The sequence below is a fragment of the Dietzia maris genome (assembly GCF_036287335.1).
Classification (GTDB): Bacteria; Actinomycetota; Actinomycetes; order Mycobacteriales; family Mycobacteriaceae; genus Dietzia; species Dietzia cinnamea.
Genome location: NZ_CP143053.1, coordinates 482,910 through 503,119 on the forward strand (window position 1 = coordinate 482,910; position 20,210 = coordinate 503,119).

At 64.5% G+C, this 20,210-nt stretch carries 19 protein-coding genes and 1 pseudogene; 7 read left to right on the forward strand and 13 right to left on the reverse strand.

From position 1 onward, the window contains the following. Positions 1-32: 32 nt before the first annotated feature. The 6 genes from VYL96_RS02165 to VYL96_RS02190 all read right to left on the reverse strand — a co-directional run bounded on the left by VYL96_RS02165 (position 33) and on the right by VYL96_RS02190 (position 8,710). Positions 33-911 (reverse strand): hypothetical protein, encoded by an 879-nt coding sequence (locus VYL96_RS02165; RefSeq protein ID WP_063972179.1) that lies wholly within the window; start codon positions 909-911, stop codon positions 33-35. Continuing rightward, positions 911-3,133: a hypothetical protein gene (locus tag VYL96_RS02170; protein ID WP_131886368.1), complete on the reverse strand. Its 2,223-nt coding sequence runs from the start codon at positions 3,131-3,133 to the stop codon at positions 911-913. Before VYL96_RS02170 ends, VYL96_RS02165 begins: the two co-directional genes overlap by 1 nt. Beyond that, on the reverse strand, positions 3,126-4,115 hold the full coding sequence (locus VYL96_RS02175; RefSeq protein WP_063972180.1) for a PD-(D/E)XK motif protein: 990 nt from the start codon (positions 4,113-4,115) through the stop codon (positions 3,126-3,128). The genes VYL96_RS02170 and VYL96_RS02175 overlap by 8 nt, the downstream gene beginning before the upstream one ends. Positions 4,116-4,119: 4 nt before the next feature. Then, positions 4,120-6,792 (reverse strand): Z1 domain-containing protein, encoded by a 2,673-nt coding sequence (locus tag VYL96_RS02180; protein ID WP_131886369.1) that lies wholly within the window; start codon positions 6,790-6,792, stop codon positions 4,120-4,122. Between the two features lie 93 nt (positions 6,793-6,885). Further along, positions 6,886-7,344: a very short patch repair endonuclease gene (locus VYL96_RS02185; RefSeq protein ID WP_131886370.1), complete on the reverse strand. Its 459-nt coding sequence runs from the start codon at positions 7,342-7,344 to the stop codon at positions 6,886-6,888. Positions 7,345-7,612: 268 nt separating this feature from the next. After that, positions 7,613-8,710: an Rv3169 family protein gene (locus VYL96_RS02190; RefSeq protein ID WP_063972183.1), complete on the reverse strand. Its 1,098-nt coding sequence runs from the start codon at positions 8,708-8,710 to the stop codon at positions 7,613-7,615. A gap of 236 nt (positions 8,711-8,946) precedes the next feature. Here VYL96_RS02190 and VYL96_RS02195 point away from each other — a divergent pair, with 236 nt between their 5' ends. Beyond that, positions 8,947-9,132, forward strand: a complete 186-nt coding sequence (locus VYL96_RS02195) for a hypothetical protein (RefSeq protein WP_061914077.1) — start codon at positions 8,947-8,949, stop codon at positions 9,130-9,132. Beyond that, on the forward strand, positions 9,125-9,844 hold the full coding sequence (locus VYL96_RS02200) for a hypothetical protein (RefSeq protein WP_063972184.1): 720 nt from the start codon (positions 9,125-9,127) through the stop codon (positions 9,842-9,844). Before VYL96_RS02195 ends, VYL96_RS02200 begins: the two co-directional genes overlap by 8 nt. Positions 9,845-9,850: 6 nt before the next feature. Here VYL96_RS02200 and VYL96_RS02205 read toward each other — a convergent pair whose 3' ends face one another. Next, on the reverse strand, positions 9,851-11,005 hold the full coding sequence (locus VYL96_RS02205) for a phosphotransferase family protein (protein ID WP_063972252.1): 1,155 nt from the start codon (positions 11,003-11,005) through the stop codon (positions 9,851-9,853). A gap of 345 nt (positions 11,006-11,350) precedes the next feature. Between VYL96_RS02205 and VYL96_RS02210 the strand changes: the two genes are divergently transcribed. The 4 genes from VYL96_RS02210 to VYL96_RS02225 all read left to right on the forward strand — a co-directional run bounded on the left by VYL96_RS02210 (position 11,351) and on the right by VYL96_RS02225 (position 16,011). Beyond that, the gene (locus VYL96_RS02210) at positions 11,351-12,331 is read left to right on the forward strand and encodes an LLM class flavin-dependent oxidoreductase (protein ID WP_131886371.1); all 981 of its coding nucleotides are present in this window, start codon (positions 11,351-11,353) and stop codon (positions 12,329-12,331) included. A 15-nt stretch (positions 12,332-12,346) separates the two neighbouring features. Continuing rightward, entirely contained in the window at positions 12,347-13,039 is a 693-nt protein-coding gene (locus tag VYL96_RS02215; protein ID WP_131886372.1) for a trimeric intracellular cation channel family protein, read from the forward strand. 138 nt (positions 13,040-13,177) lie between these two features. Beyond that, entirely contained in the window at positions 13,178-14,407 is a 1,230-nt protein-coding gene (locus tag VYL96_RS02220) for a Fic family protein (protein WP_232302990.1), read from the forward strand. A 104-nt stretch (positions 14,408-14,511) separates the two neighbouring features. Continuing rightward, positions 14,512-16,011 carry a glutamine synthetase beta-grasp domain-containing protein gene (locus VYL96_RS02225; RefSeq protein WP_109148567.1) on the forward strand — a complete coding sequence of 500 codons (1,500 nt, stop codon included), beginning with the start codon at positions 14,512-14,514 and terminating at the stop codon, positions 16,009-16,011. Between the two features lie 54 nt (positions 16,012-16,065). On the opposite strand, the gene VYL96_RS02230 is transcribed toward VYL96_RS02225, so the two are convergent. The 4 genes and pseudogenes from VYL96_RS02230 to arsB all read right to left on the reverse strand — a co-directional run bounded on the left by VYL96_RS02230 (position 16,066) and on the right by arsB (position 18,707). Further along, on the reverse strand, positions 16,066-16,695 hold the full coding sequence (locus VYL96_RS02230) for an arsenate reductase ArsC (protein WP_109148568.1): 630 nt from the start codon (positions 16,693-16,695) through the stop codon (positions 16,066-16,068). Positions 16,696-16,761: 66 nt separating this feature from the next. Next, positions 16,762-17,154: an arsenate reductase ArsC gene (locus tag VYL96_RS02235; RefSeq protein ID WP_425598918.1), complete on the reverse strand. Its 393-nt coding sequence runs from the start codon at positions 17,152-17,154 to the stop codon at positions 16,762-16,764. A gap of 39 nt (positions 17,155-17,193) precedes the next feature. Beyond that, a pseudogene (locus VYL96_RS02240) lies at positions 17,194-17,598 on the reverse strand (arsenate-mycothiol transferase ArsC); the annotation flags it as partial. Then, on the reverse strand, positions 17,595-18,707 hold the full coding sequence (gene arsB / locus VYL96_RS02245) for an ACR3 family arsenite efflux transporter (protein WP_061914087.1): 1,113 nt from the start codon (positions 18,705-18,707) through the stop codon (positions 17,595-17,597). The pseudogene VYL96_RS02240 and the gene arsB, both read right to left, overlap by 4 nt. Before the next feature lie 98 nt (positions 18,708-18,805). On the opposite strand from arsB, the gene VYL96_RS02250 reads away from it, so the two are divergent. Beyond that, the gene (locus VYL96_RS02250) at positions 18,806-19,156 is read left to right on the forward strand and encodes an ArsR/SmtB family transcription factor (RefSeq protein WP_165928533.1); all 351 of its coding nucleotides are present in this window, start codon (positions 18,806-18,808) and stop codon (positions 19,154-19,156) included. 49 nt (positions 19,157-19,205) lie between these two features. On the opposite strand, the gene VYL96_RS02255 is transcribed toward VYL96_RS02250, so the two are convergent. After that, on the reverse strand, positions 19,206-19,910 hold the full coding sequence (locus tag VYL96_RS02255) for a Fic/DOC family protein (RefSeq protein WP_131886373.1): 705 nt from the start codon (positions 19,908-19,910) through the stop codon (positions 19,206-19,208). A 16-nt stretch (positions 19,911-19,926) separates the two neighbouring features. Then, positions 19,927-20,115, reverse strand: a complete 189-nt coding sequence (locus tag VYL96_RS02260; RefSeq protein ID WP_061229775.1) for an antitoxin VbhA family protein — start codon at positions 20,113-20,115, stop codon at positions 19,927-19,929. Positions 20,116-20,210 lie beyond the last annotated feature (95 nt).

A 20,210-nucleotide genomic window follows, 5' to 3' on the forward strand; every position in this document is an offset into this window, starting at 1 on the left:
GGCCCCCGATAGTCGAGGATATACGTAATGACTCATAGAGAAGCCACCTCGTCGAAGGGGAGACTGTCGTATAGGAGGCGCTCGAACGCAGCAGGATCAACACTTAGCAATTGAATCATCGTGCTCAGCTCGCGGTTGAAGTATGCTGAGCACATCGAATCGACCACATAAGACACGCTCCCATCTGGCCACGAGGCGTGGGACTCGTACATTCCACTACGCGCGATTTCGGCGATGAGAAGACGCATAGTGTCTATTTGCATTAAGCGAGCGGCCGTCGCGTTCTGGGCTGGTTTCGCCGCGAGCGCTCCAAGTGGATGCTCCGAATTGACAAAGAGTCGAATAGATCCCATAAATGAGTCGCTGAGCTCCTCGAAGTCGGACACCAGCGTCCAGGGTGCGGACTCAAAGCCGATGGAACTAAATCCGCAGACCTCAACGGGAAAGCGCCCCCCAGACCCCTCGAGCTGCGCCCGCTGCGGCTCCGAGGTGAAAAGGCGCGCCCCACTTCTGACCGAGGCTGGCGACTGCTGAAGTGGCTCAGTTGATTTCGCGACAAGATGCGCAGTCGCAATGAAGGAGTCGGCGGCTCGGCCACTGGGAATTTCTACGGCCAGCGATTGGGGCCCGTCCAAGATGGCGGATTTTTCGAGGAAGCGTTCCGAGACGGCAGGGCAATCAAGCGTAATGACGAGTTCGATTGCTTCGATGGGTAAGCCTGTGCTGGAGGTCAGCTCTTCTGTATTAATCTCTACGTCTACCCCGACGACCGTGTGGGTATTGTAGTCCCACCCCGGAACCAGTTCGGGGAGGTCACTGATCTCGCCGTCGCCGAGGCGGTACCACCACTGCTCGACTTTGATTGATGCGGCGCTGGCTACTCTGTGCGGGAGTACTCGAAAGTGCGCCATTAGGGGGTCTCTATCCGAGGTTGTAAGTCGATCGCGACTTTGGAGCTAGAGTCAAAAACGTAGAAAGCGGTGTCCCCATCTTTCATTAGCATGTGCTGGTCGGCGGTAATTCCCGAATCCGAAAGCCATCCGTTGTTTCGAAGTACAACGCGGCTGATAGGTTCACGACTGTTCCCCTCGGTCCCAATTGACAGGTCCATCGACACAGGGCGACGCTGAGAATCGTTGGCTCGCATTTGAACTGTGACGATCGACGTGTTCCACTCGGAACCCGGCATTGGGTCGGTTCTGACGCCGGAGATGCTGACTTTAGCCTTCGACTTTTTCGGAGTCGAAGAAGTCGTGCCGCTCCGCCGCTTAGTTGGAGCGGGCCCGTCTAAACCCACTAGTAGTCCGGCTAAGAAGTCACCGATCTGGGCAGCGGGTGGTTGAACACCCACTTCGCCCAGAGACTTAGTCGGTGCTAGGTACGACGCCACCGCTTCCTTTACTTTCCGAAGCGCTACATTGACGATCGACTTCTGCGTCTTCACTGTCACGGTCGCTGGGTTCCATTCATCGTGCGCTGGGGGCTCGGCCGCTGCGAACGCCCCATCCGTTGCCGCGACCGGCTTGAACACACCGACCCATGCGAACCCTTCGACGGCTAGCGCGGGGAAATCAAGGTACTTTACGACGAGTTCGGCCTCGTTCCTCATTAAGGCAACACGGTTCTCCGCAAGTCGATTTGGGCCGGGGTCATCGTACTCAAGCCCTCGTCCCGCTCGCTTATCCAGTGGAAACCGCGTCATGCATAAGTGGCCAACGACATCGTTATAGCGAGTAATCGGAAACGCTCGAACGATGTCGGAATCCGTCGAGCCGCCACTCTGGATTCTTCGGACCATGTTCAGACAATCCGCGTAGTTGGCCCGAATCTTGAGAGACGCCTGATCTCCGATTGGAATGGTCTCGCCGTCTAGCAGTATAGTGATATCCATCCGTGCTCGCAGCAAGTCCGAATCGATCAACTTCGGCCAGAGGTGATTTTCTACGACTTCGGCGATCGAACGTGCTTGACTAGGCCGCGATTCATCGTCATCGCCAAAATGCGGGTCGAGAATCAAAATGCTCGTGCCCGTAACCGAACCCTCGAACCCACTCGAGAACACGTCTGCAGCGATGCGTTCTGCTTCGGCTCCTATTAGCGGTTCAACTCTCTCGCCGTTTTCTGGGATCCGCCCCCACCAATGCCGCCCAGTGTATCGTCGGCCGCCCATATTGAAACTAGGTCCGATCGCAGAACCGATCAATCGGTCTTCTAATTGACCATTGTTCGCACACCGCGACCAGATCAGTACCGTCCCGACACTGCTCGACGAGTAGGACACAGTCTTTCCGTAGCCGTATGTACCGCCCGACATCCCTTGGTTTTTCGGTGCGCCTAAGTCGAAAACAAAGTCGATAAAGTTGGTGGGCACCCCCGAGGCGGGCACAAGGTCATTCCTAGTCGGACCACCTAGGCCGATCGTCCCGCGATCGGAAATCTCGATAGCCCAGACCTCATCGCGGCCTAAGAGTTCCTGTAACCCCTCCGGCCCCCCAGCCTCTCCAAATACGTCGCACCTCAATGCGGTTAGATTGTTTTTTGTGAGGCGTCGTAGATTGATGCAAAAGTCAATTCGATCGGCAGTGCCGCGGGCGTCCCAGGAGTTCTGGGCTGTCTCGCGTACTAATACTTCCAACTGTTGAAGGTCCGGACGTCCGAGTAGCTTTTCGGCTCCCTGCCCATGGATATCGCCGGGGGCGAATCGCTTCGGGAACCACTTCATTGAATTCCGTTCGTCGCCCCCCTTCGTCGTTCTAAAGACCTTGTGGGGGGGATCAGGCTTGGCGCCCAACTGACTCACCTCTTTCGTCGTCTTATACGACGGGGAAACCTGTTCAGTTGAACTGCGCGGTCTAGACGAGGGAACTGGGTCGCGTGGGGATTTCGTCGGCACAGCGCGCGGCGCGTCCGCGGCCTGGGTGGCCGCCGAGGTATTCGACTCTGCAACTGTAGCGACAGCCTGCGAGAAAGTCGCACCGCCTTTGAACGCAGCCTTAGCCGCTTGCCACTTTGGCCCGGTCGGCGCTAGTTTTGCCGCCCGCATGTAGGCGGCCAACACGGTGTTCTCACTAATCTTCTTTCCGCGGAAGTGGTGCTTAACTGGAGCCAGCGCTTCCTCGAGCTCGTCAGACATTTGGGCTCCAACCAACGAGAACCTGTTTGACTTGATGCTCATCGAGCGGCGGCGGAGCGGCGACTAGTTCGATGTCGAACTGGACATTTCCCACACCGGCAATGAGCCTTGGGTCGAGATTGCATCTCTTCAGGCCCGGAAAGCTATCCGTCACCCTCCAGAGCTTGAACCCGATGCACTCGAACCGATGGTCGGCGTCTGTACCTGATTCGTATATGTATCCCGCCTTGGAGACCTTCTTGATCAATTCGACCCTAGACACACCGATATTGACCAACCGATCGATCCTGTCGTCCAAACTGGGGGCATTGGGGCTCTCCCTAAGGTGGTAGACGGCGAGATAAAGGTGCGCTCTAGAGCTGAAATCTAGTTGGTCGAGCCCGTGGATTGACGTGCGATTACCTTCTTTCGAGGTTGTCGCCTTCACCTCGATTGCGGAGTTCTCGCCGGATACGAAGTCATGGACTACCCCTTCTGGCCCCACCCAGGAAGTCAATGACCCAATCGGATCAAGCTCCGCTAAGCTCTCAAGCAGTGTCAGCTCGCCCACTAGACCGGCGATTGTCGTAGCTGAGGTCTGACTTGAGGCGGTCTCTATTATTTGCCGCCACTCGTCCAACGTGTTCAAGCAGGCGGCAACGGGATCCGCGGTGCCGGATATGACTCGAGAGACAACTTCGTCGAGCAATCGGTCGAAGACCAAAAATAGACGTGGCTTGCTGCAAGCGACATCAAGGTAATCGGTCATTGCTGAGTCGCCGAATAATGTCCTCTTGGAAACTGAGATTGCCTTGTGGGAGAACGGCGTTAGCTGTTGGCTCGGGGTAATCGGAATGAGCAAGTGTCGATCACCGTGGTCGTCGATGCCGACGAGGATGCGACCGATGTCGGACGCGGACGCAATCTCCCTCGTCAAGATCTGGGACATTCCGACGTCGCGCTGCTGCTCTGAAAGATATACAAAGTGCTCGCCGACATCCATTTCTCTAGGCCCTCTGTCGATCGGCGCCGTCGAACTGCGCCGACCCTTCCAGGTCCGGGGGTGTCTCGTCACTGTCTGCAGTCATCTCCCAGTCTGGTGTGACTGAATAGTAGTCGCCTTCTTCTGCTACCCCGTCGTTGCCAATGTCTGGGAGAATTATTCCGACTCCGATGAGGTGTTCCGGAGAGGTCATCGCCCTTCTGCTGTTCGTTCGTAGCTGAGCTGGGCTCAATGGGACGGAGTGCTTGCTTACTGGGTAGATGATGATCAGCCCATTGCCGTTTGCGTGGTCTCGCCGCAACTCTCGGGCGGCCGTGTAGTCGAGAGCTTTTCTGTCGGCGATTAGCGTGGGATCTAGATCGGCGTACCAGTCGCTCTGCGAGAGGAGCGACTTTATGTTGGCGACTCCCTTCGAAGACGAAGTGAGGGGAGCGCGGTTGACTGCCGGAACTTCGACGGGAAGGCCAAGGTCGATGCTCCCTAAATCGATCACTGTGCCGTCGAGTGTCTGCTGTTGGGCCGACCCCTTGATCACCAAATTCCATCGACGATCCGACGCGGCGGTCTCGATCCAGCCGATCAAGTGGTCCGCGCGCATGCTCGATTGATCGGGGTGGATTCGATAACTGTTCAGGAATCGGATAACAGTCGCCGCGGGTAGATCATGAGCCACCCACTTCGGTGACCCGGAGATCTGACGAACTCCTGCGGCCGAGGAGTTGGACGCCTCCGCGATCAGTTTCCGAGCGGCTTCGATATTTTGGCGCTGAATCGAGGCGTCAAACTCATCGAAGATGAATGTTTGCAGGCGCTTTCCGGAAAATGACACCCAAACAATGTCTGCATGCTGCATCTTGTTCTTCGCTACAATGGCGAGTCGCCCAGGGTGGCTCCGGACGCGGATCCCCATCTCTTTAGGCGTGACCTGCATCTTCTCCAAGCGTCGCATGTCCTGTCTGATCTCTTCTTCGATCAAAGCCAGGAATTGGAACTCTAGTGCAAGGGAGCGAGGCATCCAGATCCGAGGAAGATCCTCATATCCCGGTCTGAAACCGAACCATCGACCCATCTGGAGAAGGGTGTCGTAAGTGTTAGATGTTCTGACGAAGTACGAGACCACAAGGCCTTCGAGGGTTAAGCCTCGTGAGAGTGTGCCTCCGCCGATGGCGATGACGGTTTCTGTTAGCTTCTCGCCGTCATCGTCCTCTCGCTCGTAGTCGAGGCGGTCGCGCGAGAAACCGTTATCGACAATGACTCGGACGCTCTCGGCTACCGAACAGAGATGCTCCTGCACTGTTTCCCACGGAGGCATTGGCTTAGTAGCTGAATCGGACGCGCGTGCGGCTTCTCGCTCGAAACTCTCGTGGAACACCTCCGATCTGCCTTCCGCGAGTTCTCGAAGACGCATTTGTAGATGTGCATCGACCCTCTCCTTCATAGCGAAGTGAGGTCCTACGAAGTGAGTTGTGTGAATGAGCATTGAGCTGTGCTCTGCAGCTTCGCCTCTTGCATGGCGGATGGCTGTCGACACGATGAACCACGATATTGCCTCGATGAGGGACGGCGGGAGTTCCGGGTCGAAGCGATTACGATTCTCGGCGCCGGACGGGGGGCGGAGCTGATCTGCGTCTTCATCGGGCACGTACCTGATGACGTCCATTCCATCGCTTGGCGTGTCTTCCTCATCGAGGGGCTCTCTGCCGAATAGTCTCTCAGCGCCGAAGTAGGCCTTGGGCCGTGGAAGGTCGACGATGAAGTCTGCTGGATAGAGCTCCTCTTCATCGTGGGGGTCCATGAAAACGTTCGCGAACGGCGTGGCGGTGTATCCGACGTATGTCCCGGTTTTCACTTCGGCCCAGATCTCGCGTACCAACTCGTTAATTCGTGTCTTTGAGTCGGCGTTGGTAGACGAGTTTGGAGTAGCCTGATCAGCTTCGTCGTCAAGAATCATTACTGGTACGCGGGCTCGGATATCTTCTGGGATTTCCGATAGCCAAGTGCGAAGCGATTCGAGCCGACTCTGGTTCTTTTTGACAACAGCGATCGCCTTGGTGCCGTTTTTGAGCATGGCGGAGCCGTTCGTGACCGTGCCGAAGTCGTCATCTCTTGTTGTTAGGGGTGCCCAGCTGTCGTCTAGGAGGTCTTTGGTAAGGCGCACCTGTGTCTGGCGTCGGAGATTGTTGTGCATTCCCGCGAGAACGATGAAAAGTTGGTAGCCGGCGTCAGCCGCTTTCGCCATAACTGCTGTGTAGTTGGCTGTCTTGCCAGATTGGACGTGTCCGACGACCATTCCGCGCTTCTTGAGTCGTCGCACATTCGGATCGGCGCACAGGGCGACTACCTTGGTAGACGCCTTATCGATCTCTGGCAGTGCCTCTGACAACGATCCGAGCTGCATTTTTGCCCTCAGTCGCGGCCAAAACTCGTCACCTTCTTCTTCGCCGGTGTACCAACTCTCGTGGGTCAGCTCGTCACGGACTAGGTCTTTGACGACGCCCGCCGGTTCTGTCAAGAGTCGGTTCCGGGCGCCTTCACGGCGGATCGCGTCGGCGGCCGGCTTCAAGGTCGAGATGTCGACGCCGAGGCCGCGAGCAGTTGAGCGCATAGCTGCTTCTAGGTCCTCGCCATGTCGACGCATTCGCCCGATTAGTGTTTCACGGATGAATGCAGGGTCCATGTGGGCTCTCCTGGGCGGCGCGAGGCAGGTGTCGGGCGCTGGCGGGTCGGCCACGGCCGACAACCGGTGGCGAATTACTTATGTTGTCTCACGTTAGCATGGCGGGCGTCTGGATTGGACGAGCGTCATAATTGAGTGTGCGATGCTGTGCGGCGGTTCGTGTTCCCAGAAGCGAACACCTATCCAGCCAGCATCCTCGAGGGTAGTGAGCACGCGTCGGTCGCGTTGCTGGTTTTCGTAGAGCTTGCTGGCCCACCACGTGCGGTTGTTCTTCGGAACAGTCCCGTGATCGGGGCATCCGTGCCAGAAGCAGCCGTCGATGAACACCGCTAGTTTGTACTTGCGCCAGCCGATGTCGACTCTGAAGCGCTCATCGGGAAGTGGGCGAAAGTCGACCCTGTAGCGGATCCCTTCTGCGTGGAGGATCCTTCGGACCGCCATCTCGCATCCGGTATCGCGTCGCTTCTGCCGCGACATGTTGACGCGAACCGTCTCCGATGATGCAGCTGGCCGCCTTGTGCGAGGTGGAGGTTGCTCTCGTTCGGTCGTCATCGAACGTGCTGGCCTATCGATGCAGCGGCGCGCCACACGGCCGAGCGGATCGGTTCTCCGTCTCGACGCCGCATCTGCTCACCGCGGATTCTACGAGTGGTCAGCAAATGGGATTCCAGCGTGCTCGGTGCCTGCGCCTCGGTGACGCCGTCAGTGGAGCTCGCCTGAACCGACGCGTGCCGATGTCCGTTCACGTCGGCATCCTACGGCGGTGAACCGCGCGGGGTGGAGGTGTCGGTCAACCCGCATTTGCGTATACCTCCGGCTCTCAGGCCATATCGCCCCAGTCGGTGAACCCCGACGGGTCGTGCCGGCCCAGGTTCGCGTGCTCGAACAGGCCCCAGCCCACGTCGCCGTTGCAGGTCGCCCGGGCCACGTGGTCGATGGTGTTGAACGGCAGCATCGCCACCACGTCGGGCGCGGTCATGTCGTAGGTGACCGACTCGCTCCACTCGCGGCCCATCCAGCGGCCGTGCGACCACGCCGGGTCCCCGACGTACCCCGAGCCCATGCTCAGCGGAACGCCACCGAGGGTTTCGACCTCCAGCAGCAGCGGCTCGCCGCGGGGCGTGGTGAGGTGCAGTCGCGCGCAGTCGGGGTGGCGGGTCCCGCTGCGGTAGTCGACCTCCATCCGCGGCCAGCCCAGCTGCTCGATCCGCCCGTCGGCGAACACCCGACTCGCGTGATTGAGCGTGCGATGGCCGTCGGGGCTCTCCTGCAGGATCACGACCATCGCGTAGTCGTCAAAGCGCAGCGGAACGTAGGTCCACCAGAAGCCCTCCCGCGGCTCGGCCGCCCACCGACCGGCGGGATCCGACTCGCCGCTCGGCCGGATGCCCCACGAGCGGTCCCGCGTCCCCAGCCACACGTCGGGATCCACGGCGAAGTCGCGTCCGTCGACCGAGAGCGTGCCCGACCAACTGCCCACCTGCGCGAACCGGCTCGCGTCGAGCATCGCGCGCGTGCCCTCGAGTAGCACGTGCCGGTCCTCGAGCACCGCGTCGAACGACCCCTCCCACGTCATGTCCACCGACAGGTCCGGGTGCTCGCAGGCCAGCCGCAGGGTGCGCAGCGGCTCGATCACCTCGATCCGGAACCCACCCACTGCGGGCGCGAGCGCCCGGGCGTCGAGGGCGTCGGAGAACCGCACTGACCGCTGGGTGTCGCCGTGGCGGACGGTGACGAACGCGTCCACGACCCCGAGGTTGGGATACACGCCGAACCCCGTCACGAGGAACACGTCACCGGTGCGGTCGTGCGCGTTGAAGTAGTAGCGGTCGTAGAAGTTCCGGTCGCTCGTGCCCACCTGAGCCATGGGCAGCGGCGTCTGGTGGACGGGGAACTCATCGAGCGGCGTCGGCTTCATCGGCAGGCCTGTCGTGTCGGGTCAGGAAGGTGATTCCACTCTGGTGCAGAGAGCCGTTGAATGTCACCGCTTCGTACGTAGTCCCGGCATGGGTGCGCGGGAAGTGAGTTCGCCGTCGTCGCGCTAACAGGGGCGACATCCCGGCAGCCATCTGGGAGCAGCACGGCCGCAACCCGACTCCTGTCGTACCGGCGATGCATACTGAGGGCACGTAGGAGAGGAGGGGGAGGTAAGCCATGACCATTGTGTTCGAAAACCCAACTGAGCCGGAGCTTCGCGAGAAGGAGCGGCTCGCGCTCGCACGGGTCGGCCACAGCTACGAGGAGCTGGCCAAGCTCGCCGAACAGTACCTCTTGACCGACGAAGAGCGGGAAGTCTGGGACGAAGTCAAGACGATTCGTTTCCTCTTATGGGATGACTGACGACTCCGGAAGCGATTTCGGTGAAGACGAAAAGCGCGACGCAGACCTTCAACGCGATGTAAGCGACTTCGCGGTGAAGTGCAGTAGCCGCATCGAATCGACGTTGGCCGGCGCCCGATCTGAAGAGCCGTTGAGTGTCGTCAGATCTCCCAAGGGGCCGAGGTTCTCGTTTGAGTTTCGGCGACCACTGAAAGCAGAACGAAATCCTGCCTCGATCGGATTTGTCGAGGTCCACTTCACGGTGGGGCGCGACCGGGCGGGGCGCTACATGGCCGTGTACGAGTCCGCGTTCAAACTCCTTGATATGCGCAAGCGACCGATCTTGCGGATGGAGTATCTGCGCGAGCCGGTGCACGTACCGTCTTCTCACATTCACATACACGCGCAGAGTGGGCCACTAACGCTGTTCCTTGCCAAGACGGGTCACAAGACTCCGGCTGCTGTCGAGTCTCTCCACATCCCGACCGGCGGAGAGCGCTTCCGGCCTTGCGTCGAGGACTTCTTGGAGTTCCTGATCGCCGAATGCGGCGTTGAAGGAAGTGGTGACTGGAGAGAACAGATTGACCAAGGGCGAGCTGAATGGAGGGACTATCAAGCCCGCTCGGTCATACGCGAGCGGCCAGAGGTGGCGGCAGAAGTCCTTCGAGAGCTGGGAGCGAAAGTTGAGCTTCCGGAAGACGGACTTCAGCAGTCACCGCGAAACGCCTTCTGAGTGCGGTCAGCCGGCGATCAGGCGGGCGAGCATGGGGTGGTGGAGGACGTACTCGTCCGGGTGGGCGGGGGCCTCCTGCTCACCGAAGTGGATACGACGACGAGTGATCCGCGACAGGATGATGGCCTGCCGCAGCCCGGCGTAGACGTAATAGAACGGCAGGTCCCGGACGGTGGAGCCGGTCAGCTGCTCGTACTGCTCCACGACCTCGGAGTGGTCGAACACGTCCGGGATCCCGGGGAAGCCGAAGGTCTCCGCGAGGTCCTGGAACAGGTCGTGGAAGTACAGGAACCAGCCCAGGTCCACCTCGGCCGGCGCGATGGCCGCCATCTCCCAGTCCAGGACGGCGGTCGGGGTGGTGCCCTCGTAGAGGATGTTGCCGATGCGGGCGTCGCCCCAGCTCAGCACGTCGGGACCGGTCTCGGCGGGCCAATGCTCCTCGATCCAGTCGAAGGCGCGCTCGATGAGAGGGATCCTCAGCCCGTCCTCGCGGGTCGTCCACTCGTAGTAGGCGCGCTGCTCGTCGACGTGGGCGCGCAGGGCGCTCACGCCGGGCACCGGGGCCAGCGCCGGCAGGAGGTCGGCCGGCGCGGGAATGCGGTGGATCTCCGCGAGCACCGCCACGGACTCGCGCTGGAGCTCGGCCCGCCGCTCGGGGGCCATCTCGAGCAGCCAGCCGTCGAAGACGTACGGGGGATTGTCGACCGGCGCCTGACCGGAAGCGCGGTCCATCACCAGGAACGGCGCTCCGAGCACGGCCGGGTCCTGCTCGAGCCAGCGCACCCGCGGCACCGGCAGGTCTGTGGCCTCGCCGACCGCCCGCATCACGTCGAACTGCTTCTGCAGGTCGTAGACGGGGAACACCGGGAACGCGTCGTCCAGCGGGCACATCCGCGCGACCAGGCGGGCAGCCCGCCGTTCGGACGGGCCCGCCGGCGCGCCGGCCTCGGCCGGGGTCCACGTGGCGTCGAAGAGGACCGAGATGTTGGACATTCCCGAACTCTCCGGCCGGCTCACCGCAGTGACCTCGACCCCGGCTGCAGCGTCCACCTCGTGGCGCTCGGCCAGCCAGGCCGTGAGGCGCTCACGGAATTCGTCGAGATCGGCCTCGCCGGAGGTGACCCGCTGGTGGAGCGGCTCATCAGAGCGTGTCTGCGTCATGTGATCGGACGTCATGTGCTCGGACCCTTCGTGCGGATCTGATGCGCGGGCGGGACCCCGCGACGAGCCCAGTGTGACCCACGGCACAGCGGCGAGGGCTCGAAACGCCGACGCCCGTAGGCGGCCACGGGGTGTGGGACGGAAACCTCGTCGTCGTCGTCGTCGTCGATCCGGTCCGGTCCCGCGCGTCACCGACGGCGGCACCCGTGTGACCCACGCCCGTCACGGGGGCGGGCGTGGGTGGCACCGATCCGTGACCCGTCACGGACCTGCCCGTATCGGTAGCCTCGACACACGAGCCGCGGATGTTCGCGGCGGTCACGGTGAGCTACGAAAAGGTGCGTTGTGTCGGTCCCCTTGAGCATTCTCGACCTGGTCTCCATCTCCGAGGGGGCCACCGCGCGTGACGGCATCGCCGCGTCGATGGAGTCGGCCCGCCTCGCCGACCGGCTGGGCTACTCGCGGCTGTGGTTCGCCGAGCACCACAACACCCCCAACCTCGCCTCGAGCGCCACCTCGCTGCTCATCTCCCAGGCGGCGTCGGTGACCGAGCGGATCCGCGTCGGCTCCGGCGGCGTCATGCTGCCCAACCACGCGCCACTCATGGTGGCCGAGCAGTACGGCACGCTCGCCAACATCCACGGCGACCGGATCGACCTCGGCCTGGGCCGCGCCCCCGGCACCGGCGGCATGACCGCGCAGGCCCTGAGCCGTTCGTCCGCCGAGCCGCAGGCGTTCGCCCGCCACATCTACGACCTGCAGGGCTGGTTCGGCGAGACCGGCACCGCCCACAGCATCCCCATCTTCTCCGCGGTCTCGCAGGGGATGGAGGTGCCGATCTGGGTGCTCGGCTCCACCGTCAACGGCGCCTCGATCGCCGGTCAGCTGGGCCTGCCGTTCTCGCTGGCCTCGCACTTCGCGCCCGACCAGATCGACGACGCCATCCGCGTGTACCGCGAGACCTTCAGCACCGAGGCGCCCACCGCCCGCATCGAGAAGCCGCAGGTGATGGCGGGCATCAACGTGGTCGTCGCGGCCACCGACGAGGAGGCCCAGCGGGAGTTCACCACGCTGCAGCAGATGTTCCTCGACCTCCGCGCCGGGCGCAGCCGCAAGATCCAGCCGCCCGTCGACCCCGCCCAGTTCGCCGGCGCCACCAACCCGATGCTCGACATCAGCGCCGTCGGCTCGCCCGACACGGTCAAGGCGCAGCTGGAGGAGTTCCTCGAGCGCACCGGCGCCGACGAGCTCATCACGGTGACGTACGCCTACGACCCGGCTGTGCGGAACCGGTCGATCGAGCTGCTCGCCGACCTCTGGTTCTAGACACGCGTCGGACCCGTGGAGTTCCTCACCGTCCTCTTCCTCATCGGTATCACCGCCGAGGCGATGACCGGCGCGCTGGCCGCCGGTCGCGAGCGCATGGACCTGTTCGGGGTTGTGATCGTCGCGTGCGTCACCGCCATCGGCGGTGGCTCGATCCGGGACGTCCTGCTGGGCCACTATCCGCTCATCTGGGTGGAGAATCCGTCCTACCTCGCGTTGGTCGCGCTGGCCGCAGTCGTCACCGTGTTCGTCGCCCCGCTCATGCGGCACTTCAGGGTGCTCTTCCTCGGACTCGACGCACTCGGACTGACCGTCTTCGCGATCTTCGGTGCCCGGATCGCCCTCGAGATGGGGCACGGCGTCGTCATCGCCGTCGCGGCCGCGGTCATCACGGGCGTGTTCGGGGGAGTCATGCGTGACCTGTTGTGCGATCGGGTGCCGCTCGTGTTCCGGCAGGAGCTCTACGCCAGTATCGCCATCCTGGCCGCGCTCGTCTTTGTGGGCCTCACGGCCGTCGGCGTCCCGGAGAACTGGGGCGCGGTGATCACCCTGGTCGTGGGGTTCAGCCTTCGAGTGGCCGCGATCCGCTTCAAGCTCGGTCTGCCGGTGTTCGACTACTACCAGGAGCGCGAACAGCCCGAGCGCCCGCTACGTGGACGTCGTCGGCACCGCTGGAGTGTCCGGGGCTGGTCCAAGGACGTGGACTGACAGACCGGGCGGGCGGTCGTGCCGCGGACGGGCTCACCGATTCCGTGTGTACATCCTCCTTGGAGTCGGCCGGAGGCGAGCCGGCCCTGGCGGCTCACGTTCGTCTGACGCCGGTTGAGTGCGATGGTGGCGCCGACAATGTCATTCAAGGGCGCCTACAGTGACATTGTGAACCTGGAAATGTTCGTCAACGACGCGACGGGCGCGCTCGTAGATATCGTCGGCACCGACCCGCGCGTCGGCGACTGGCGCCATAAAGCGTTCGTCCCCGCGCGGCTTCCCGAGGGGATGCCAGAACTGACGATGCCTACCGTTCTGGCAGTGGGGAACGCCCGGGCGGCGTTGGCCTCCTTGGACAGCACCGCGCGACGCTTACCGGATCCAACCCTCCTCCGCGTCCCTACTCTCCGCCGTGAGGCGCACTCGACCTCCGCTCTGGAGGGCACATACGCACCCCTGTCCGAAGTGCTGGGGGCGGACGTGGAGGAACCTGGGTCGCCGGACCTCCGTGAGATCCTTAACTTCGAGGTGATGGCGCGCCTCGGGTTTGCCTGGGCCGCGGACGGACGCCCGCTGTCGACGACGATGTTGTACGACCTTCAAGGCGTGCTCATGAGGGGTGGGCCCCTTGAGGAGGTCTCAGGTCGGCTACGCGATACCCAGGTTGTCGTCGGCCTGAGGTCGGATGTGGACCCGGGCGGTCCGGCGATCATGCGAGCCCGCTTCGTCCCGGCGCCCCCTGGCCCGCTCCTCGAGGCGGGATTGTCCGACCTCGTCGACTGGATGCGAACTGACCACAGTTCGACGCTCGACCCCGTCGTCGCTGCGGCTATGTCGCATTACCAGTTCGAGACATTGCACCCGTTCCGCGACGGGAACGGCCGCCTCGGGAGGTTTCTTATCGTCCTACACCTCCTCTCGATGGACGTCCTAGGGGAGCCGACCCTCACCGTGTCTCCGTGGTTCGAGGCTCGACGTGCCGAGTACTACGACGCACTTCTCGGCGTGAGTACGCGGGGAGACTGGGACACCTACGTGGCGTTTTTCGCACGGGGACTCGAAGCTGCCGCGCGCACCACGCACACGCAGATGATCGAACTCGTCGGCGTGCAAGCCGAACTCAAGGAAATCGTCCGCGGGTCCCACTTGCGGTCTGCAACGCCGATCTCGGTAGTCGACCTCGCCGTTGCCCATCCGACTTTCACGGTCCGCCACGTCGAACAGGCGCTGGGCGTCTCCTACGGGCGAGCCAACAAGGTTGTCGGACAGCTGGTGGAACTCGGTGTTCTGGCCTTTATCGATCCTGAGGCCTACAAGCGTCGGGTGTACGCCCCTCGCGTACACGACGTGATTCTCGGGAGGGGATAGGCGGTCGAACTGCTCGCCGCCCACTGGTTCTGACGTTCGGCCCGCCACGCGGTTCCGTCGCGCGCACCGGAAGCTGACACCCGGTAGCGCTGATACAACGGGGTATGGCCATCGATGCATTCGAACCACACCCCCTCGTCCGGCTGCTCGGTAAGCCCACGGACGACTTCACCGCGGGCGACCTCGTCCGGGCGGTCGAGGAGCTGGGCCTGAGCCAGGTCAACCTGCGCTACGTGGGCGGCGACGGGCGCCTCAAGACCGTCGCCTTCCCCATCAACTCCCGCGAGCACCTCGGCGAGGTGCTCACCCGCGGCGAGCGCGTGGACGGCTCGAGCGTCTTCCCCGGCACAGACACCGACGCCAGCGACGTCTACATCGTGCCCCGGCACCGCACCGCGTTCCTCAACCCCTTCGGTGAACGCTGCTCGCTCGACGTGCTCTGCTCGTTCTACGCGCCCGACGGGACGCCGCTGCCCTACGCGCGCGAGCAGGTGGTGCGCCGCGCCGCCGAGACGCTGACGCGGCAGACCGGCATGACGCTCGAGGCCTTCGGCGAGCTCGAGTACTACCTCGTCGACGCGCCCGAAGCGATCTACCCGGTCGAGGAGGAGCGCGGCTACCAGGAGTCGGCTCCGTTCTCCAAGCACGAGCGGGTCCGCGAGCAGGTGCTGGGCCGCCTCGCCGCCATGGGGATACCGCTGAAGTACGCGCACGGCGAGGTCGGCAACATCCTCACCGGCGACCGGCAGATGGTCCAGCACGAGATTGAGCTCCAGCCCCTGCCCCTCGAGCAGGCGGCCGACGCCCTCGTCCTGACCAAGTGGGTGGTGCGCGAGGTCGCCTACTCCCACGGCCTCGAGGCGACCTTCGCCCCGCTGGTGAGCGGCGAGGGCGCCGGCAACGGCCTGCACGTCCACAGTCGCCTGGTACGCGACGGCGCCAACGCCATCGTGGGTGAGGCGGGCATCAACGACACCGGGCGACGCCTGATCGCCGGTTACCTCTCGGCGGCCAGGGCCCTGTCCGCGGTCGGCAACACGGTGCCGACGTCCTACCTGCGGTTCGCCGAGGGCGACGAGTCTCCCGAGGACATCTGCTGGGGTGAGCAGGACCGCACCGGCCTCGTCCGAGTCCCGCTGGCCTGGGGCGGCGACGTGCTCGCCGGTATGGTCGCCCACGCCAACCCCGGCACCAGCGAGCCGATCCCCGACCCCACCGTCCATCCCCAGACCGTCGAGCTCCGGCTCGGCGACGGGTCGGCCGACGTGCACCTGCTGTTGGCCGGCATGGCCGTGGCGGCCAGGCGCGGGCTCGACGACCCGGGCAGCCTGGAGCAGGCCGAGCGACTCAACGCCGCCGGCGGTGAGGACTTCGAGACCCTGCCCACCTCGTGCGCGGAGTCGGCCGACGTGCTGGAGGCCGAGCGAGAGATGTTCGAGACCGACGGTGTGTTCCCCGCCGCGCTCATCGACTCGGTGCTCGCGGGGCTACGCGGTGATGGCGACGACGATGACGACGACAACGACGACGACGAGGTGGGCAACTCCGGAAGCGGAGAGGTCGACCGGGAGGAGCTCATCCGCCGTCACTGGCACGTCGGCTGAACCCGCCCGGCCGGCGAGGTGGCACTACCGGCCGTGCAGCTCCCGGGGCTCAGCTCAGCGGCTGATCTCCGCCCACAGTGCCCGGACCCGGCCGTCGATCTCCTCGACGATCCGGCGGACGGTGTCCTCGGACTCGCCCCGGGGGTCGACCAGGTCCCAGTCCAGGTAGTTCTTGCCCGGGTAGACGGGGCACGCGTCGCCACAGCCCATGGTGATCACATAGTCGGCCGCGCGGACCACGTCATCGGTCAGTGGCTTGGGGAACGCCCCGGCCATGTCGATTCCCCGGGATTCCAGCTCGGCGAGGACCCGCGGATCCACCTCCGAGCCGGGGAGTGAGCCGGCAGACCGGACCTCCACGTCGGCGCCGGCATGATGTCGCAACAGGGCCGCGGCGATCTGGGAACGGCCGGCGTTCTGGACGCAGACGAACAGCACCTGGGGGACCGCGGACTCGAGCTTGCCCTGGGCGAGTGCCAGAGCCCGGAGCCGATCGGCCGCGAAGTGCTGGGCCAGTGCCGCGAGATGCGTCCTGACCTTCGCCGTGCGGCCCAGCGTCGCGTAGGACTCGAACACGTACCGCTCGACGGTCTCCGGCGAGAAGATCCCCTCGTATGTCGTGGCGAGTCTCTCGGCGGCGCGGTGCAGGACGTGGACGTCCAGCTCGGGGGTGTCGGTGATCATGATGGGCCCTTTCAGCTTGAGGTGGAGCCGGAGGTCACGCCGATGGAGATCAGGTCAGGGGAGCCACTACGACCCGGTCTCGAGCAGTTCGGAGATCAGCGCGGTGACCCGCCGCTTGATCTCGTCGCGGATGGGGCGGACGGCCTCGATTCCCTGGCCTGCCGGGTCCGCCAAGTCCCAGTCCTCGTACCGCTTGCCGGGGAAGATCGGGCACGCGTCGCCGCAGCCCATGGTGATGACCACGTCGGAGGCGCGGACGGTGTCGGTGGTGAGGATCTTCGGGGTCGCCGAGGTGATGTCGACGCCGTCCTCGGCCATCGCCTCGACGGCGACCGGGTTGATCTGATCCTTGGGTGCCGACCCGGCAGACAGGACGTCGATTCGTCCTCCGGCCAGGTGGGACAGGTAGCCGGCGGCCATCTGGGAGCGCCCGGCGTTGTGGACGCAGACGAACAGCACCCGGGGCCTGGAATCGGTCAGCTCTGCGAGCAGGGTGCGGACGCGGCGATCGATGTCGTCGCGGACCAGACGCATCCGCTCCATGCCCTCGATGCCCCGGTGCGACGGCTCGTCGGTGCGCCAGATTTCGAGCGCGCTGACCTCGTCGTCGTCGATCTCCCCGGCGGCCTCGTCGCCCAGGACGATCACCCGGTCCACCTGTCGCAGCAGGTCGGGGTCGACGGCCGTGGGGGTCTCGCCGGACATGTCGGCGCCGACCTCGGCGACCACCTCCGCGGACAGCGCGTTGACGGCCGAGCCGGGCCGGGTCCCCGCCGAGTGCACCTCGATCGCGTCACCGGCGTGCAGGCGCATGAGCGCCGCCGCCATCTGGGACTTGCCGCCGTTCTTCACGCACACGAACAGAACGCTGGGGACGTGGTGCGCCTGCTGCTCCCCGGTCATGAGCGGGTCCCGGTCACCGAACGATCGGGCAGGGTCGGGTCGCCCGGGAAGAGTTTCGGTCCCGCCCACAGGGCGACGTAGACGAGCCCGATGAGGACCGGGACCTCGATGAGCGGCCCGACCACGCCTGCGAGGGCCTGGCCGGAGGCGATGCCGAAGGTGCCGATCGACACCGCGATCGCCAGCTCGAAGTTGTTGCCCGACGCGGTGAAGGCCACGCTGGTCGACTTCGCGTAGTTCAGCCCGACCGCCCGCGAGGCGAACAGGCTGATGAGGAACATGAGGACGAAGTACAGCAGGAGGGGCACGGCCATCCGCGCCACGTCGAGCGGCTGGGACGTGATGGCATCGCCCTGCATGGCGAACAGCAACACGATCGTGAACAGCAGCCCGTAGAGGGCCCACGGGCCGATCCGGGGGAGGAACGTCTCCTCGTACCACTCCCGGCCCTTGGCCCGCTCGCCGAACACTCGGGTGAGGAAGCCGGCCAGCAGCGGGATACCGAGGAACACCAGCACCGAGAGCACGATCGCCCACACCGAGAACTCGGCCGTCGTGGTCTCCAGCCCCAGCCAGGAGGGCAGAAGCTGCAGGTAGAACCAGCCCAGGGCGCCGAACGCCACGACCTGGAACACCGAGTTGATCGCGACCAGCACCGCGGCGGCCTCCCGGTCCCCGCAGGCCAGGTCGTTCCAGATGAACACCATGGCGATGCAGCGGGCCAGGCCCACGATGATCAGCCCGGTACGGAACTCCGGCAGGTCGGGTAGGAAGACCCACGCGAGGGTGAACATGAACGCCGGACCGGCGATCCAGTTGAGGAACAGCGACAGCGTGAGCAGTTTCCGGTCACCGGTGACCCGGTGGGTCTCGTCGTAGCGGACCTTCGCGAGGACCGGGTACATCATCACCAACAGGCCGATGGCGATCGGGACGGAGATCCCGCCGATCTTCACCGAGTCCAGCGCCCGGTCTAGGCCGGGGATGAACCGTCCGAGCAGCAGCCCGACGGCCATCGCCATGAGAATCCAGAGGGCCAGCCAGCGGTCGAGGAACGACATCTTCTTGGCGACCGGTGCCACGCCGGGCCCGGTCATCATGGTGCTCATCCGGGGGAACGTCCTTAGATCGATGATTGTCTATGGGGGAGGCTAGGCTGACACATCGGTAAGTGTCAATGTATCTTCGGGGGCAGGTGAGGTGGACGATGACAACAGTGGAACCCGGCCTGTCGGCGCCGGAGCAGGACGCGTGTTGTTCGATGTCGGCGGGGCCGGTGGACGCTTCCACCGCCGAGCGGATGTCGGCGCGACTCAAGGCGCTCGCGGACCCGATGCGGTTGCGCCTGTTGTCGCACATCGCGGCACAGGGGTGCGACTCCGTGTGCGCGTGCGACCTGCTCGAGGTCGTCGACATCAGCCAGCCCACGATCAGCCACCATCTCAAGAAGCTCGTCGAGGCCGGGTTGCTGGTCCGCGAGCAGCGCGGCAAGTGGGCGCACTACTCGGTGGTGCGCGAGCCGTTCAACGACCTGCGTAGCTTCCTCGACCTGTCCTGACCGGGCGCGACGACGCGGTGGGGAGCCCGGTGGGGAGCCCGGTCGTCGGCTACCCGGTGCGACCGTAGGGCGTGATGACCGCGGCCCTGTGGTGCTCGCGCATGGCGCGGAAGTGCGCGGAGGAGTCGAGCAGCGAGCGGTTGCCCAGGGTGGTGGCCAGGCGGCCCTCGGCGAGCTCGGAGGCCGGGTGGACGGCGCGTCTGAGCTGGTCGGCGAGGTAGTCCGGCCGCCCGTACACCGACATGTGGCGGGCGGCGTGCGCCGCTGAGGCGTCGATGCCGGCCCAGTTGACGGCCCACCCGGCGTGGCGGAACATCTGGTCGAAGAAGACTCGCTGCGTGCGGCTGTTCCCATCGCGGAACGGGTGCACGAGGGTGAGCTCGGACCAGTGCTCGGCGATGGTGTCGGTGGCCGCGTCGGGGTCGGTGGTGCTGGGCGGTCGGATGGCGATCTGCCGGAAGACCCGGTCGAGCTCGTCGGGCAGGAACTGCGGGCGGGCATGAGGGATGCCGAGGCCGCGGGTGTCGACGGTGCGGAGCTCGCCGGCCCAGTCGAAGACGTCCTGGAGGATGTAGCGGTGGATCGCGCGGAGGTGCTTGAAATCGAATCGACCCTCCAGCGGGCTGAGTTCCAGTTCCACGACCCGGAAGAAGGCCAGGTCGCGCTCGTGTTCCGCCAGCTCGGCGGGGTCGGAGATGCCCAGTCGGTTACGCAGAACCCCCGAGGGTTCCTTGTACGGATCTCGGGGGTTCATGGGCGTGAGGGCAGCGTCAGGGAGCGGTGCGCTCACGCACCGCGGCGCGGATCTCGGCGAGAGCCCGGTCGCGGCTGAGGAGCCCGTCGGCGAACCGGCGGGTGATCTCGAGGGCCTCGGGTGAGGGCTCCATGCCGGCCATGCGGTGGCCGGCGGCGGCTCCTGCGAGTGCCTGGTCGGTGGTCGGGCGGATGCGGGTGGCCACACAGTCTCCTTGCGTCGACGTGCAGCCGATTCTACCTGCTCAGCAGGGCGGGGACCGCGACCGGCAAGTGGACCGCCCCGCCCCGCCTCGGTCGT